The organism is Photorhabdus viridis (assembly GCF_040256935.1).
Taxonomy (GTDB): Bacteria; Pseudomonadota; Gammaproteobacteria; order Enterobacterales; family Enterobacteriaceae; genus Photorhabdus; species Photorhabdus viridis.
Genome location: NZ_JBEJZY010000270.1, coordinates 1 through 455 on the forward strand (window position 1 = coordinate 1; position 455 = coordinate 455).

Annotated in this window: 1 protein-coding gene; it reads left to right on the forward strand. The window is 56.5% G+C overall.

Features of this window, described 5'->3' with window-relative positions; all coding sequences use genetic code 11:
• Positions 1 to 455: AMP-binding protein (locus ABR397_RS23315; protein WP_350307776.1), on the forward strand; the 455-nt coding region annotated here is incomplete at both ends.

A 455-nucleotide genomic window follows, 5' to 3' on the forward strand; every position in this document is an offset into this window, starting at 1 on the left:
AAACCTGGAATGCCACGGAAATCGCCTATCCTGAGCAATTGTGCATTCATCAGTTGTTTGAACAGCAGGTGGCGAAAACGCCTGACGCGATAGCATTAGTCTATGAAGAGCAGACCCTCAGTTATGCCGAATTAAATGCCCGTGCCAACCGGCTGGCCCATCAGCTAATTGCGCTGGGCGTAGAGCCGGATCAGCGGGTGGCGATTTGCGTGTCACGTTCACCAGCAATGGTGGTGGCGGTATTGGCGGTGCTGAAAGCCGGTGGCGCGTATGTGCCGTTAGATCCGGTCTATACTGGTGAACGTCTGGCCCATATTCTGACGGATGCGGCTCCGGCTATTTTGCTGGCGGATAACCCCGGACGTGATGCGCTGAACGAACCAACGCTGGCGGCGCTGACCGTGCTCGACCCGAATAATACCCTGTCGGATCAGCCGGATGTTAACCCGCAGGTC